The 15,198-nt window shown below is 63.9% G+C and carries 15 protein-coding genes and 2 pseudogenes; 10 read left to right on the top strand and 7 right to left on the bottom strand.

Annotation, left to right across the window (positions count from 1 at the left end; genetic code table 11):
- Positions 1–234 precede the first annotated feature (234 nt).
- Genes QTI66_RS31000 through QTI66_RS31010 form a run of 3 tightly spaced genes read left to right on the top strand, consistent with a single transcriptional unit; the run spans position 235 to position 2,554 of the window.
- The gene (locus tag QTI66_RS31000; RefSeq protein WP_286564174.1) at positions 235–687 is read left to right on the top strand and encodes a helix-turn-helix domain-containing protein; all 453 of its coding nucleotides are present in this window, start codon (positions 235–237) and stop codon (positions 685–687) included.
- Positions 688–692: 5 nt separating this feature from the next.
- Positions 693–1,304 (top strand): PIN domain-containing protein, encoded by a 612-nt coding sequence (locus tag QTI66_RS31005; protein ID WP_286564175.1) that lies wholly within the window; start codon positions 693–695, stop codon positions 1,302–1,304.
- Positions 1,305–1,318: 14 nt separating this feature from the next.
- Positions 1,319–2,554: a hypothetical protein gene (locus QTI66_RS31010; RefSeq protein WP_286564176.1), complete on the top strand. Its 1,236-nt coding sequence runs from the start codon at positions 1,319–1,321 to the stop codon at positions 2,552–2,554.
- Positions 2,555–2,952: 398 nt separating this feature from the next.
- Here QTI66_RS31010 and QTI66_RS39985 read toward each other — a convergent pair whose 3' ends face one another.
- The gene (locus tag QTI66_RS39985) at positions 2,953–3,285 is read right to left on the bottom strand and encodes a hypothetical protein (protein WP_444815074.1); all 333 of its coding nucleotides are present in this window, start codon (positions 3,283–3,285) and stop codon (positions 2,953–2,955) included.
- Positions 3,286–3,314: 29 nt separating this feature from the next.
- Positions 3,315–3,673 (bottom strand): annotated as a pseudogene (locus QTI66_RS39990) (IS1634 family transposase); the annotation flags it as partial.
- Here QTI66_RS39990 and QTI66_RS39995 point away from each other — a divergent pair.
- From QTI66_RS39995 to QTI66_RS31025, 3 genes and pseudogenes are all read left to right on the top strand, one after another.
- Positions 3,650–4,104: pseudogene (locus QTI66_RS39995) on the top strand (sigma-54 factor interaction domain-containing protein); the annotation flags it as partial. The pseudogenes QTI66_RS39990 and QTI66_RS39995 overlap by 24 nt on opposite strands.
- Positions 4,105–4,215: 111 nt before the next feature.
- Positions 4,216–4,626, top strand: coding sequence for an AAA-type ATPase lid domain-containing protein (locus tag QTI66_RS40000; RefSeq protein ID WP_444815075.1), 411 nt, complete (start codon positions 4,216–4,218; stop codon positions 4,624–4,626).
- Between the two features lie 679 nt (positions 4,627–5,305).
- Positions 5,306–7,012, top strand: a complete 1,707-nt coding sequence (locus tag QTI66_RS31025; RefSeq protein WP_286564177.1) for an IS1634 family transposase — start codon at positions 5,306–5,308, stop codon at positions 7,010–7,012.
- A 174-nt stretch (positions 7,013–7,186) separates the two neighbouring features.
- Here QTI66_RS31025 and QTI66_RS31030 read toward each other — a convergent pair whose 3' ends face one another.
- Complete coding sequence (locus QTI66_RS31030) at positions 7,187–8,407, bottom strand: alkene reductase (protein WP_286564179.1); 1,221 nt, start codon at positions 8,405–8,407, stop codon at positions 7,187–7,189.
- 159 nt (positions 8,408–8,566) lie between these two features.
- Between QTI66_RS31030 and QTI66_RS31035 the strand changes: the two genes are divergently transcribed.
- The 3 genes from QTI66_RS31035 to QTI66_RS31045 all read left to right on the top strand — a co-directional run bounded on the left by QTI66_RS31035 (position 8,567) and on the right by QTI66_RS31045 (position 10,123).
- Complete coding sequence (locus tag QTI66_RS31035) at positions 8,567–9,100, top strand: DsbA family protein (protein WP_286564180.1); 534 nt, start codon at positions 8,567–8,569, stop codon at positions 9,098–9,100.
- An 11-nt stretch (positions 9,101–9,111) separates the two neighbouring features.
- Positions 9,112–9,306: a hypothetical protein gene (locus QTI66_RS31040; RefSeq protein ID WP_286564182.1), complete on the top strand. Its 195-nt coding sequence runs from the start codon at positions 9,112–9,114 to the stop codon at positions 9,304–9,306.
- Between the two features lie 322 nt (positions 9,307–9,628).
- Positions 9,629–10,123, top strand: coding sequence for a low temperature requirement protein A (locus QTI66_RS31045; RefSeq protein WP_286564183.1), 495 nt, complete (start codon positions 9,629–9,631; stop codon positions 10,121–10,123).
- Between the two features lie 43 nt (positions 10,124–10,166).
- On the opposite strand, the gene QTI66_RS31050 is transcribed toward QTI66_RS31045, so the two are convergent.
- From QTI66_RS31050 to QTI66_RS31065, 4 genes are all read right to left on the bottom strand, one after another.
- On the bottom strand, positions 10,167–10,292 hold the full coding sequence (locus tag QTI66_RS31050) for a hypothetical protein (RefSeq protein ID WP_286564184.1): 126 nt from the start codon (positions 10,290–10,292) through the stop codon (positions 10,167–10,169).
- Positions 10,289–10,972, bottom strand: a complete 684-nt coding sequence (locus QTI66_RS31055; protein ID WP_286564306.1) for a response regulator — start codon at positions 10,970–10,972, stop codon at positions 10,289–10,291. The genes QTI66_RS31050 and QTI66_RS31055 overlap by 4 nt, the downstream gene beginning before the upstream one ends.
- A 521-nt stretch (positions 10,973–11,493) precedes the next feature.
- Complete coding sequence (locus tag QTI66_RS31060) at positions 11,494–12,213, bottom strand: sugar transferase (protein ID WP_286564185.1); 720 nt, start codon at positions 12,211–12,213, stop codon at positions 11,494–11,496.
- Positions 12,214–12,278: 65 nt separating this feature from the next.
- On the bottom strand, positions 12,279–12,815 hold the full coding sequence (locus QTI66_RS31065) for a hypothetical protein (protein ID WP_286564187.1): 537 nt from the start codon (positions 12,813–12,815) through the stop codon (positions 12,279–12,281).
- Between the two features lie 1,126 nt (positions 12,816–13,941).
- Between QTI66_RS31065 and QTI66_RS31070 the strand changes: the two genes are divergently transcribed.
- Positions 13,942–15,198, top strand: a complete 1,257-nt coding sequence (locus QTI66_RS31070) for a tyrosinase family protein (protein ID WP_286564189.1) — start codon at positions 13,942–13,944, stop codon at positions 15,196–15,198.

Genomic DNA, 15,198 nt, shown 5'->3' on the forward strand with positions numbered 1-15,198 from the left:
CCTCGCGCATGTGCCACTCCACGTAGTAGGCGAGCATGCACAGGAAGATGTGCGCGCGCACCCGATCGGCGGTGCGGTGGTGGATCGGGCGCACCTTCAGGTCGATCGTCTGGCGAAGTGATCGACGGTGGTTGTTGTGCCTGTGTTGACGGACAAGCCCACCACTTTCACGTCGACCGCCGGTGGCGTTTCGTCTGTTTCGCGAGTTTCGAGTAATTCTGGTAGACTCCGCCCATGAAGACCGCCCGCAAGCCCACCGAAGACTTTCAGCGCATCGCCCCTCCGGCGCTGTCGGTGAATATCGACATCGACCCCTTGGTCGAGGTCGTGCGGCGCCACGTCAAGCTGACACCCCAGGCCACACGGCGGATCAAGGGCGAGTTCGCACAGCTCTTCCAGAACCCGAGCATCTGCGGCAGCACCGGAAAGACGACGACCACCAAGTCCGAACCAGCAACAGACCCGGTTCTGAGCACCCAGGGGGCGGCTGACCTGGTCGGTGTGTCCCGCCCTTACATCGTGGCCCGTATCGAAGCCGGCGACATCCCGCTGCACCAGCAGGTGGGTAACCAGCGAAGGGTCCTCCAATCCGCCGTCCTGACCTGGCACCGCCAAGAGCAGACCCGACGCCGCAAGGCCCTGAGCCAGCTCGGCGCCGAACTCGACAGCGAGATCTTCGCGGGCTGAGATCCGTGATCCCTGTCGTCGCCGACGCCGACACGCAATTCGGCGCCACCACCCGTGGCCTGTTGATCCACCTCGACTACCAGGGACTGATCCGCCTGCGCTGGAGCCCGCTGATTCTCGACGAGCTGAGCCGGGCGCTCGTCGACACCGGCCGCAAGCCGGATGCCGAGTCGGCGCGTCGGCACGAACAACTCATGCGGGCGGCATTGCCACAAGCGGAGATCACGACGCCGCAGGTACAGGCGCAGTTCGCCAGAGTGGCGCCGGCGATGCGCTCCACCAAGGACACCCACGTCGCCGCCTGCGCAGCAGCTATCCTGGCCGGTGACTTCTATCCCAGCACCCAGGTCGTCAGCCTCGTCACCAAGAACATCCGCGACTTCGGCGTTCGTAAGCTCTCAAGCCAGGGCATCGAGGTTCAGCGCCCCGATGCCTTCTTGCTGGAGCACTTCCAGCAAGATCCCGCCGCCGTCTCTTCGGCCTTAGCCGCCCTGCGCGCCACGCTGCGCTCCGCGCACGCCGCAAAACGGCTGCTGCAACGGTTGGCCGCCGACGGCCAGACCTTGACGGCGTCAGCCCTGCACGACGCCTGGCAACGAGGCGCCGTGCGCCTCTGACCCCGAGAATGCTCATGCATCCTTGGGCATTCCGCGCTCGCTTCCGCCGGGCTGCGTTCGGCTGGAAAGGCTCCAAGCTCGCGATCGGGCGCATCCACGAAGCCCTCACCGAAATCCGCGCCGTCGCCCGACTAGACCCAGCCACGGCAGCCGAGGGTGCCGTCCTGTTCCTTGAGAGGCTCTCCCCTGCCCTGAACCAGATCGACAGCTCCTCGGGTGCCCTGGGCAACGCCACCTACGCTGCCGTCCGGGAACTGGTGCCCATCATCAGCAGCGCGCACGTGGGCGCCGCCGAGCGCATGAAGTGGCTCGACCGCCTCTTCGCGGCCATCCAGGAGGACGACCCGCCCTACATCGAGCACCTGGGCGACCACTGGGGCGACCTCTGCTCCACGCCCGAACTCGCATCAGTGTGGGCCGACCAGCTACTGCCGACCCAGCGCAGCGTGCTGCGCGAGCGCAAGCGCGGCACCTACGCCTTCTTCTCCGGCACCACCCTCTGCTATAGCGCCCTGTTCAAGGCCGGCCGCCACGACGAGTTGCTGGAACTGCTGGCCATGGACCCGCGGCCGATCTGGCAATACCTGGTCTGGGGCGCACGCGTGCTGGCTGCACGCGGGCAGGTCGACGAGGCCATTGCCTACGTGCGCGACCGCGCGGGCAGCACCACCAGCCTCGAAACCATCGCGCACTTCGCCGAAGACGCGCTGCTGACAGCGGGCCGGCGCGCCGAAGCCTTCGACCAGTTCGCGCTGATGGCCAACCAGGCCAACTCTAACCTGTCGACCTTTAGGGCGTTGGCGAAGAAGTACCCCGAACTGGCACCGGACAAGCTGCTGGGCCACCTCATCGCATCGGCACCGGGCGAGCCCGGCAAGTGGTTCGCCACCGCCAAGACGCTCAAGCTGTTCGACCGGGCAACCCAACTGGCCTGGGCATCACCCTGCGACCCCAAGACCCTAACGCGTGCCGCACGCGACCACTTGGTCAAGAACCCCGGATTCGCCGTGCAGGCGGCATTGGCAGCGCTGCACTGGATGTCGATGGGCCACGGCTACGAACTCAACGGTCTGGACGTCCACGAAGCCCACCGACTGGCCATCGAAGCTGCGGCCAACGCCCAGCAGACCGAACAGGCACAGGTCACCATCGAGCAAGTGCTGGCCCCAGACCGCCCCATGTCGGCCTGGTTGCGGCGATCTCTCGGACTGCCGGCTGCCGGCGCCGGAACACCACGACGCCGGGCGTGAGGAGCAGTAAAAGTGTGTCTGTTGACTTTTTGATTGGGGCTTGGAATAAGCCCAGAAAAAAGCCATTGAGCACAACTTTACTACTTGTTTAGCAAATTTTTACTACACGTCACGGCTGCACATATGCGGTCCCAGTCGATTCAGCATTCTTTCGACGTGGTCGCGCAGATTGCACAACAGGTGCCAACGGCCAGAGACCTGGGTGGCGGCTGGGAGTGCAATGTTTGCCGCCTCGGAGTAGGCGGCAATGATCCGGATGGAGGGATGGGCACGCAGCCAGGCCGCCGTGCCGTCGCTTCCCGGCCAGCGAAGACATCGATCGGCTCGCGGCGCTTCAGATCGACGACGATGGTTCCGTAGTAGTGACCCTTTGCAATCCCCCCAGTCGTCGATGCCCACTAGCCCATCTTTCTCAACTGGCTGATGTAAAGCGGGCTAAGTGCTTGATTTGATTGAGCACGAGGTTGAAGGTCTCCACTACATGGGGATGGGTTCGGCAGTGATGCGGCGTTGTTTGGCGGTGATCTTCGGCGGAGGTTGATCGGGCACTTCAGCCGCAGCAGGTCCAGCAGCATGCGGTGATCGGCCTCGGGCTGGGTGTATCGCGACAGCACGAGTTCCCTGCCGTCGGTGGTGGGCACATGCACGTCCACCATTTGCATGGTCTTGAACTTGGCGATCACCTCGGCCGGCGTGATGCCTTGCGCCAGGCGCTTGAGCTGGGCCTTCAAGGTGACCTGCAGGCAGTAGGCGAGGAATCAAGGAACTCGCCCAGCGTTGTGGCATCGGCCGTGTTGCCCGAGAGCACCTCATAGCTCAGCGGGAAGCCCTCGGGAGTGACGATCAACGCGATCACCACCTGGCGGCAGTCGCCGCGCTTGTCGCGGCTGTAGCCGTACTGGCGCTTGTCGTGTTCGCTGCGCTCCACGTCGCTCTCGAAGTAGGTGCTGGTCAGGTCGTACAGCAGCACGTCGAACTTCGCCCCGAACAACTCACCCAACGCCGGCACAGGAACTTGAACAGCTCCTCCTTGTGCGCCGTGAGCTTGTCCAAGCAGCGGTACAGCGTGTTCTTCTCGGCCAATGCAAAGTCGGCATGCAGCAGGTCGCCCATCGCGCTGGCGGGGACGCCGAAACCATCAAAACCCTGAAGGAAATCGAGCGAATATCCTTGGCCGACGTCAACGTGCTGCTGAGCGGCGAGACCGGTACAGGCAAGGAACTCATCGCCCGGCAAATTCACGCAGCCAGTCCTCGCAAGGAGCAGCCCTACCTGGCAGTGAACTGCGGCGCCATCAGCCCGGAGCTCCTGGAAAGCACATTCTTCGGATATATCCGTGGCGCATTTTCAGGCGCGGACCCGAAAGGGCGCGCTGGGTACTTCGAGTCTGCCCAAGGCGGGACATTGTTCTTGGACGAAATAGGAGAGCTGCCCCTGACATGCAGGCCGCCTTGTTGCGGGTGCTTGAAGACGGGAGCTTCCTGCGTGTGGGCTCCTCGTCGCCGCAGAAGTCCAACTGTCGAATTATCGCCGCGACCCACCGAAACCTCGAAGAGCTGGTGGCCGAGGGCAAATTCCGCCAGGATTTTTATTATCGGCTCAAGATCGTTCATAAGAAAATCAAGCCAATACGGGAGCGAGCGCCAGATATTCCCATCCTGGTGACGCACTTCCGCGCTGTCTTGGAGCAAAAGCATAAGCTGCAGCAAACCCGCATCGATTCGGCGGCCAACTCGGCGCTGGCATGCTATGCATGGCCAGGTAACGCGCGCGAGGTCCGCAACGTCATCGAATCCGCGTTGCTTTGCGCGGACGGGGTTATCAGCGCTGAGCATCTTCCCCCAGAACTCATCGTCACGCCGCTTCCGGCACGCAGTGATGAAGCCCCCAAAGCGACTACCGACATCGAATATGAACGTCAACTCATCATCGGGATGCTACGCAAGTACAGGAAAGTCAATCTTGTTGCAAGCGCCTTGGGCATAGCTCGGTCGACCTTATACAGAAAGTTTGAAGTTTTGGGGATCGAGCAGCGTGAGTTCGCAGATGAAAGCCCCGACCTGACGGTCTAGGACGGTCTCTCTGTCCGGTGCATTTTTGCATCGGCATGGCTCTATCGACAGTGTGCTGCATGGTCATCTCCTTGTCCGACGGACGCCAGAACGTTCTTCTGCTGAGCGCATGCCCGGTTGCAACCAAACCATCGCCTCGCCGCCTGCAAGCTCATCGACTTCGTTGTCCAGAAAGCGCGGATCTCAGGCGTCGTGGGCATTCCGGCACCTCGAGCCCGGACCTGTACTCCCAGCTAGCAGCTACCTGCCGCGATCGACCTGATCAAATCTAGATTAGGCGCTGCGGGCACCTGCCTCTGCGTCGCACGCCACGCGGTGTTGTGGCGCAGTCCACGCAATGCAGGAAGGGTAGGTGCCTCCCCTGGGCCAGCTGAACTTGGACGTCGTCATGGGGCGGTTTGCGGACCTGATGGGAGGGGATGGCCAAGAATGGTGCAAGTCAAGCTGCGGCGCTACACCGATGCCATCGGCATCGAGGCTCCTGCGTGCGGGGAATCCCACGCAGGTCGACGCATGCGACAACGGGAACGTCGCTCGGCTCGCGTTATTTCCTCGGTCACCCCGCGGTTTTGAGCGGGAATCCCCTTTTGAATCAACGAGTTGAGCCGCTTCATGTGTTTCGAAATGTAGGCATGTAATTTATTTGATATTTGCTTTCAAATGGCCTATATATGTAGGCATGCATATCCACGTCGTGCCGAATCGCGGTTCGTCCCCCACCGTGCTGCTGCGCGAGTCCTACCGCCAGGGCTCCAAGGTCGCCAAGCGCACGCTGGCCAATCTGTCGAGTCTGTCGCCCGCCCAGATCGAGGCCATTCGTGCGGCGCTGCGCGGCGAGGCATTGCAGCCCGCCGCACAGAGCTTGGAGATCACCGCGTCGTCAGCACACGGCCATGTGCAGGCCGTTGCGCTGACCCTGCAGCGCCTGGGCTTCGCTTCGCTGCTGGCCTCCAAGCCGTGCCGCGAACGCGACCTGGTGCTGGCCATGGTGGCCGCGCGCATCGTGGCGCCGCACACCAAGCTGGCCACCACGCGCTGGTGGCACACCACGACGCTGGCCGAGGACTTCGGCGTCGCCGACGCCGATGAGGACGACCTGTACGCGGCGATGGACTGGCTGCTCGAGCGCCAGGATCGCATCCACAAGAAGCTCGCCGCGCGCCATCTGAGCGCTGGCGCCCTGGTGCTGTACGACCTGTCCTCCAGCTACTTCGAGGGCAGCTGCTGCCCGCTGGCCAAGCTCGGCTACAGCCGCGACGGCAGGAAGGGCATGCTGCAGGTCAACTACGGCTTGCTCACCGATGCGCGTGGTTGCCCGGTGGCCGTCTCGGTGCACGAGGGCAACGTGGCCGACAGCCTGACTTTGCTGCCCGAGGTCCAGCGGCTGCGCGAGGACTTCGGCGTCGAGCAACTGGTGATGGTGGGTGATCGCGGCATGATCTCCAACAAGGCGATCCAGGAGATGCGCGAGACCGAGGGCGTGGGGTGGATCAGCGCATTGAAGAGCATCTCGATTCGCGCGTTGGTCGAGCAGGGGCACCTGCAGCTGGGCTTGTTCGACGAGCGCAACCTGCTCGAGCTGAGCTCGCCGGACTATCCGGGCGAACGGCTGGTGGCGTGCCGCAATCCCGAGCTCGCCAAGCTGCGCGCGCACAAGCGCCTGGAACTGCTCGCGGCCACCGAGGCCCACCTGGACAAGATCAAGGCCCGCGTGGATGCGCTCAAGCTCGCCGGTAAGGATGAGATCGGCTTGCGCGTGGGCAAGGTGATCAACCAGTACAAGATGGCCAAGCACTTCGAGCTGGCCATCGGTGAGAACGCCTTCACCTTCTCGCGCAAGCACGAGGCCATCGCCGCCGAGGCGGCCCTGGACGGCCTCTACATCATCCGCACGTCGGTGCCGCCCACACAGATGGACTCGGGCGACTGCGTGCGCCACTACAAGTCGCTGGCCAACGTCGAGCGCGCGTTCCGCTCGCTCAAGACGATCGACCTGAAGGTGCGCCCGATCCACCACCGCACCGCCGATCGGGTGCGCGCGCACATCTTCCTGTGCATGCTCGCCTACTACGTGGAGTGGCACATGCGCGAGGCCTGGCGCGAGCTGATGTTCGCCGACACCGACCAACTTGCCAAAGCCACGCGCGATCCCGTCGCGCCGGCCCAGCGCTCCAAGGCGGCGCTGGCCAAGGCGGCGCGCCACACACTGGCCGATGGCACGCCGGTGCACAGCTTCTCCACCCTCATGGCCGAGCTCGCCTCCATCGTGCGCAATACCTGCCGAGCCCCTCAGGCCGGCCCCGAGGCGTCCACCTTCGAGGTCCTCACCACGCCCAACGTCAAGCAGCAGCGCGCGCTCGACCTCATCCAGCAGATCCAGTTGTAGGCAGAAGCCGGAACCCCGATCTCACGCCAAGTCCTTGTCGTGCAAAGGCAAACTCGCTTCGCCCTCCGGGGAATCTCGGGTTAAAAGGCCGGTGCCCCCGAGCGATCCGCGGTCAGACCTCTCCTGCTCTCCGGATGCGCAGGACATCTGGCGCGCCAACCCGCTCGGTTGAGCCTAGCGCCAGCTCTCGTCCACGCAAGCCTTGGGCGCCTCGCCGCGCTCCTGCGCCAGGCTGGGGTAGTCCGTGTAGCCCTGCTCGCCGCCGCCGTAGTACGTGGACCTGTCGTCCGCATTCAAAGGCGCATGCGCGCGCAGCCGTTCCGGAAGGTCCGGGTTGGCGATGAACTTGCGGCCGATGGCAATTAGGTCGGCCCGGCCCTCCCTCAGCCATTGTTCGGCCGTCTCGGGGTCGAAGCCGCCGGCGAGCATGAGCGGGCCGCTCCAGGCCTGGCGAATGCGCTGCAGCATCTGCATGGCCGCCGCACTGGGAGGCGTCTTGCTCTCCAGCGCGGCCATGGCCGGGTTGACGACGTGCAGGTAGGCCAGCTTGCGGGAGTTCAGCTCGCGCGTGGCATAGGTGAAGGTGGTCAGGGGATCTTCGTCGCGGATGTCGTTTGCCGTTGCCATCGGCGACAGGCGCACCCCCACCGCGTCGGCGTCCCAGACCTGCGTTACCGCGTCGACGACTTCCAGCAGCAGGCGCGCGCGGTTCTCGACCGGACCACCGTACGCGTCGGTTCGGCGGTTGGTGCCGCTGCACAAGAACTGGTCGAGCAGGTAGCCGTTGGCACCGTGGACCTCCACGCCGTCGAAACCAGCCTTGATCGCGTTGCGCGCCGCGCGCTCGTACTGGCGCACGAGGTAACGCATTTCCTCGAACTGCAGCGCTCGCGGCGTCACGAAGGGCGCCAGTTCGCCTTCGCCCTTGTCGTTCTCGATGAAGGCCATCCCCTCCGGCCGGATGGGGGAGGGCGCGACCGGTGGCATGCAGTCGGGTTGCAGCGAGGGATGGGAGATCCGGCCCACATGCCACATCTGCAGGACGATGCGTCCGCCGGCTTCGTGCACCGCATCGGTGACCAGGCGCCACCCCTCTACCTGCTCACGGCTGTGGATGCCCGGAGTCCATGCGTAGCCCTGCCCCTGCATCGAGATCTGCGTCGCCTCGGAAATGAGCAGCGCGGCCGAGGCGCGCTGCTGGTAGTAGCAGGCGTTCAGCGCCCACGGCACGTTCCCCGGTTGGCGCGCACGCGACCGGGTCAGCGGTGCCATGACAATGCGGTGCGGCAACTGGAAGCGACCGATTCTGATGGGCTGGAACAGCAGCCGCTGCTCCGCGTCCTGGGGCTCGGCGGCCTGGTTTTTCGCGGCGGGCGACTCGATGGTGGCGGACATAAAGAACTCCTTCTTCCGGGCATGACGAGCCGCAGTGTCTACCCTGGGCCGGCGGCGAAACCGGACGCCGCGTGTCCAGGCTCCAAATGTCAGCCGGCCGCCGCCATGGACAGCAGGAAACCGAAATAAACGTCGGCGGCGCGCGGCTAACTTCGGTGCATGAACAAATCCACCGCTCCCATCAACGAGCGCGACCATCTGCGCGGTTCACCGGACGCACCGGTGGTGCTGGTCGAATACGGCGACTTCGAGTGCCCGCACTGCGGTGCGGCCTACGGGGTCGTGAAGAAGCTGGAGCAGGACCTGCCGGACACGCTGGCCGTCGTGTTCCGCCAGTTCCCGCTGGTCAACGTGCACCCGCACGCGCAGCTCGCGGCAGAGGCCGCGGAAGCGGCGGGGGCCCAGGGCCGGTTCTGGAAGATGCACGACCTGCTCTTCGAGCACCAGGACGCACTGGCGCCCGCCGACCTGATGGAGTACGCCGCCGCCCTGCACCTGGTCCTGAAGCGGTTCGCCAGCGACCTCTCCGACCACGTGTTCCTGTCCAAGGTCCAGGTCGACATGACGGGCGGGCTGCAAAGCGGCGTCAAGGGAACGCCGAGCTTCTTCATCAACGGCGTGCTCCACCGGGGCGGGCACGACGAGGCTTCCCTGCTCGCCTCGATCATGCTGGTCGCGGCGGGAGCCTCCTGAGCTCCGCTCCCATGGCGCGCGAAAGGGATGCCAGCGGCTGGATGTGGGCGCAGGCATGCGACCCGATGAACCAGGCCGAGCGGCTGCACCGCCAGTTCTTTCGTCCCGCAGCAGTGCAGCAGGCCCAGGTGGTTTCGGAGCCGCCGGTGGACCTGTTCGTAAACGACCGCGCGATCTACCTTGTTTGGTCGCCATGCCGGGCGTGAGCGCCGAACGCATCCAGGTGGTCGGCGAGCCCGGCGCCATCCGTCGTGCGCGGAACGCGCCCTGTGCCGCTGGTGCCCGGCCTGTCGGTGCGGTGGCTGGAGATCCCGTACGGCATCTTCGAGCGGCGCATCCTCCTGCGCTCCGGCGGCTTGGAGCTCGAGCCGCCCGAAGTGGAACAGGGCTGCCTGATCGTGCGCCTTCGCAAGGTGGGAGGAAATGAGCGAAGCGCCGCGCCCTGCATGCCCTGCACCTTGCCTCGGCAAGACGGGGCCTGCACTGGCGCCCTACGCGCAGGGCCGGGCTCCCGGCCCATGATGGCCCATGAAGGACCTGCGATATTTCGACCCTCACCGGCGCGCGACGTGGCTGGAACTGTTCTTCGACCTGATCTTCGTCGTTGCCCTGCACGCCGCCGGCGAAATCCTGATCGAAGCGCATGAGGGCCACATCGGGTCTCAGCAGCCGCTGTGGTGGATCTGGGCGGGCCACACGATCTACGCCAATCGCTTCGACACCGACAGCCGCCAGCACCGGCTGTCCACCCTGCTGATCATGTTCCTGCTGATCGTGATCTCGGCGCAGAGTTCGGCCGGCGCACAGGAACACTACGCGCTGGCCGTCGCCTGTTACTGCGGGGCGCGGGCGATCATCGCCGCGATGTACTTCGTCTCCAGACGCAAGCCTCACATTCCGCACATGTTGCGACGCAATAACTCTCAATTACCTGAACGTGTGGGGGCCGGTCAAGGCGTGGGTGGTTGTACGGCGTCGATGAGGCGTTCGGTGTTTTCCTGTTCAACCGTTCAAGGTCGGTGACCCGCGTCAGCAGACGAGGGAGCACAGGTAGGTCACCAGCACTTCACACGGTGCGCCGGCTGGCAAACAGGTATGCGTGGTGCAGCCGCGCGAGCCAAAGACGCTGACGAGCGCTCCAGCGCTCCAGCGCTGCATCGGTGCCGGCACGCATGTCCAGCGTGCTCATCATCGAGGTCGCGCTAGGTCCATGAGCCCGTAGCCGTTCCACATGGTTTTTGGCTCATCAAGAAGTTGGTGCTTCACCGCGTAGGAAGTGAGGTCGCCGTTGGAGGTGAGCTGCAGCTTCTCCAGGACACGCGCGCGATAGGTGCTCACTGTTTTCACGGACAGCGAGAGGGCGCGGGCAATCACCCCTGAGCGCTGCCCGCTGGCGAGTCTCAAAAACACTTGGAATTCTCGTTCCGACAACTTGTCGTGCGGCTCCTTGCCATCCCCATGGAGTTCGGCAGCCATTTGGTCAGCCACAGTAGGGCTGATATAGCGCCCACCGGCCGATATGACGCGAATGGCCGTAACGATTTCCACTAAATCGCAATTCTTTCTGAGAAAGCCGCTAACGCCCTGGCGAAAGAGACTCACCACGAATTGATCGTGCGCATAGCCGGTGAAAACAAGGATGGCAACCTCCGGCGCCTGAGTCCGGATCCTCCAGAACACTTCAAGGCTGCTCTGTCCAAGCAGCGCCAGGTCAATCAGCAGAATGTCAAGCGGCATTGAGCGGGCCAGCTCAAGCGCCGCGTGCCCGTCGCACGCGTCGCCCACCACGACAACGCCTTGCTGCCCTGACAGCAGATTGCGCAACGCGCCGCGCACGATGGGGTGACCGTCAGCTATTCCGACCCTGATCATCATGAGTCTCGCGCATACATTTTTGTCGAATTGCCTCGAAGCTAACTGCCCATGGGTCACGGCGCTTTCGCGTGACGCTTGGCTCCTTGTGTGCCGATGCCGCCTGGACGCGGCGTGCGAAGCACAAGGGACTCGTGGAACTACGCGGGGCGCCCAGCTTTGCTGCGCGGTTGCATGACCAAAGCCTCGGGCTGGCGATCTTGACTTTTGCGAACACGGTGCGCAGCACGACGGACCGGTTGTCCTTGTGGCGCAGCGACGTCCCGCAGCGATTGCAGTGCGTGCGTTCAGACATCCAGGCGCCGATATGACGCGGCACCAACGCCGATTGAGCTTGAGTCAACAAAGAACGGCTTTCGGCGAGGGTCATGCCCAATCCGACGAGGCTGCGCTCGTGCGCTCGATCACCGCCACAAGGACCGTGCCATCGGCCGCATTGCCCGCGGCGTCTCCCATGAGCTTCAATGATCAATCGCATGGTTCGCTCCCAAAAAGGGGCAGAGAGTCACAGATTTCGTCAATCAAGACGACCCATCGCCGCGCACAACTACCCAGAACGTGCGCGCGAGTATCGTTGCGTCCAGTCGCAGCGACCACTCCGAGGCATATCGGGCGTCAAGGGCGACGCGTGCTGCGTACGGAAGGCGGTTGCGCCCGCTCACTTGCCAAAGACCAGTGATGCCCGGCCGCATGTGGCAATAGTGCGCCCAATTGCGACCGTACAGGCTGCGCTGGCGAACCATGCAAGGACGAGGACCGACCAAGCTCATGTCGCCCTTCAGCACGTTGAAGAACTGTGGCAATTCGTCGAGGCTCAGCCTTCTGATGACGCGCCCGACGCGAGTGATGCGTGGATCGTTGTCCAGCTTCTGAAATTCGTTCCACCGAGTTCGCGCTGCCGCGTCATTCTCCAAATGACGCTGGAGAACTTCGTCCGCCGCCATCACCATCGAACGAAACTTGTAGCAACGAAAGGGGCGGCCGCCCTGACCCAGGCGAGTCTGCCCATAGTGCACCGGCCCCCCCATTCCGACGAGCACAGCCGTGGCAACAAGTAGGTAAAGGGGCCCGAGGAACACGAAGAAGGTCAACGCTCCGACAATGTCCACCGTGCGTTTGAGCGCGCGTTGAGAGGGTGTGAGGCATTGGGGTTCCGAGAGGATTTCCCTGTGAAGGCCGACCGGATTCGGCCAGCTTGGCGTGTCGGGCCGCAGGGCACGCTGGACTGGATGATCGAACATGGAAGAGTCCTTCGCCCGTAAGAATTTATTGGGGATGAGATCGTCTCGTGTAAGGTTTCTACATATCAGCGGCCATTGCCGCCGCCGGGGCCACCACCCCCACCGGGCCGGCCTCCCGTTCCGCCTCCAATGCCGGCTCCACCAGCGACGGCTCCGGCGACGCCGACTCCTGCACCGCCTGCTGCACCACCAACCCCGGCCGTACCACCACTGGATCCATTGCCAGCGCCGGCGCTGCTGCTGCCGCCCGGATTCGCGGTGATGGATACGGTGACCACCACGAGCAAGTTGATCACCACCGCGAAGGCCGCGAAGTCCATCATCGACGCCCGAACGGGCATCCTCAAGGGGTGCCACGGCAAAACCGTCTCGCGCACGTCGAGGCTCTTCGCGTTGTCCTTGGTGCACGCATAGAACGCCGGCAACTTTTGCGAGCAACATTTGCAGTAGCACGCGGACCCCATGTTGATGGTGTTGCATGCATCGCAAATCTCGGCCGAAAGAGTGCTGATATTCGGGCTCGCAAGTTCAACGAGACTGTCGAAAGAGCCAGATCGCGACGTGGTCGCAGGCTCGCCAGGGTTCATGGTGGCGGCGTTCATTGAGGATCTCCCAAATCGGAGATCGCAGACTCGACGACCCCAAGCCGAAGGACCGTCGTCCGACGCAGGCCGTGCCTCAGTCGTCGCTTGGCAAGTGCGAGCCTTGCAAAAAGCTGCATGTCGATGGCTGTTGTCTCCGGCCCGGCGTGTGCAATGACGCGCCGGACCGCGCCTGCGATCTGCCAAGGCACCGCTCTCTCGGCAGGGACTGCTCCAACCCGTGGCTTGCGTGGGCTGGGGTGTGGACGTAGCGAGGCGCGCGGCGCCCTGTGCTTGAGATGAATAATGAAGCTCAAGGAAGGCCTCGCTCTTCGACGGACCGCGGTTGCACCCCGCATGTCGGATCTTGTCATTGCATGCTCCTGGAGAAGAGGACAAATGTGAAAATTTCACATTGGTAGGTGCTTTTCCTCTCTTGAAGAGCAGAGGGATGTAAGACGGAAGCTGATGATGTTGTGGCGATTGCCGATGTTTGTGCGGTTGATGTCCGCGACTCAAGTGACGTGAACCTCTTTTTCGTCTCGGCTGCATCGCACCGCAAAGGCCAGTTCATCTGGGCCGCCCGCAAACTGCGGTCCAAGCAGCGGCCACGATCTGGAATGCCGTGCTCTCGGCCTGACCGGCGCATCGCACGCGCAAAGTCGTTCGGCTGCGTTGAAAATTCGCGTCAGAGCCTTGCAAGTTCTGTCCCAACCAAGCCGGCTCGACAAGAACAATCTGAAGGAGACCTGGACGCCGCCCCACGTTCCTTCAATTGGAAGCAAACCAGCAGTTCACCGCCGGCTCTGCATCGACCGGTTGCGCGCGGCCGGGCCGAGCACGTTGCGCATCCAAGGCCGCTGCCGCATGGCGCCCCCGGTACTCGGCAGGCGTCACCCAAGGCGCGGACGAAGGCGCGCCGCATCGCCTCCTGCGCCCAGAGAGCCGCCTGGTGCTGAGATCGCCTTGAGCGGTTGCACACTCGGGGGAACGGGCCGGGCGCCGGCTGCCTCACGCGAGGCGAGGCCCACAACGATCGCGCGCGAGCGCAAGGGGAAAAGTGAGTGGGACTACGCAATATGGTGGATGCCCGTTTTGCGCCGTTGAGCTAGGGTCAGCGACTGGAACCACTGGAGGAGTCTGCGCCATGGAAGTAGACATCACCGTCAACAACAGTCGTGGCAAGGATGCACGCTATCTGACATGGGCGCCCTCGCCCCTGCGCCTGCGCCTGATCGACGTGCCACTGGCTCCCCCGACGACATCGACGGTGATCGTTACCCTGGCGTCCGAACGGGATCCGACAGGTGGTGACCTGCTGTTCAGGGCAGCCAGTCCCACCGCTCCCAAGCCGACCCCAACGCTAAAAGTGGCATTGCCGCGCAATGGCAGCTCCGTGACAGTGATGGTTTCCGGGCGCTTCGGCAGGCCTAGCGTGGCGGATGGTGACGTTCGTATCGTTGCTCGATTCAAGAACAATGTCATCGGCAGGCGACCGGTCATGGTTCGGGTGCGCAAGGACGCCGCGCGGTTCTCCGCCGCAGAGCGTGACCGGTTTGTCGCCGCACTGGCACAACTCAATGACCGCGGCACGGGCCGCTTTGCGGATTTCCGCAACATGCATGTGCAGGCGTCAACGAACGAAGCGCATGGCGCTGCCGGATTTCTACCGTGGCACCGCGCCTACCTGCTGGACCTTGAGCGCGAACTGCAGGCCATCGACCCCTCGGTTGCACTGCCCTATTGGCGCTTCGATCGCCCGGCGGCGTCCCTGTTCACGCGCGAGTTTCTGGGAGAGACGGACGGGCTCGGCAACGCCGAATTCCACCCCGCCAATCCGCTCACCTTCTGGACCACCGATGGCGTGCTCGGGGTGATCCGGCGCTCGCAGCCGGGTTTCGACCCAGCAACCATGGCCGCTCGCGGTGTGTTCAGCGAGGCCGACACCCTGGCGCTGGGGACAAACTTTGCGGCTTTCACCTCGATGGAAGGCAACCCGCATGGCATCGCGCACACCTCATCCTTCAGTGGCCCGATCACGAGCGTCCCCACCGCGGCCAGAGATCCTTTGTTCTTCCTGCTGCATTGCAACGTCGATCGCCTGTGGGCTCGCTGGCAACACACGAACAAGCGCTATGACCCTGCGCAACCTGCTTCCTATGCCAGCGGAGCCACCCCCACCAGCTTGCGCGTCGGCCACAACCTCAACGATACGATGTGGCCCTGGAACGGAGTGGTCACGCCTCCGCGGCCGGTCAATGCGCCGGGGGGCACGTTGTCGCGATCACCGACTGTGAGCATGCCCGGGCCGCAGCCGCGCGTTCGTGACATGCTCGACTATCAAGGCAGTGTGGTACCAGCGTCGATGCTGGGCTTTGCCTACGATGATGTTCCCTTCCGCTGA

The sequence above is a fragment of the Variovorax brevis genome, from assembly GCF_030317105.1.
Classification (GTDB): Bacteria; Pseudomonadota; Gammaproteobacteria; order Burkholderiales; family Burkholderiaceae_C; genus Variovorax; species Variovorax brevis.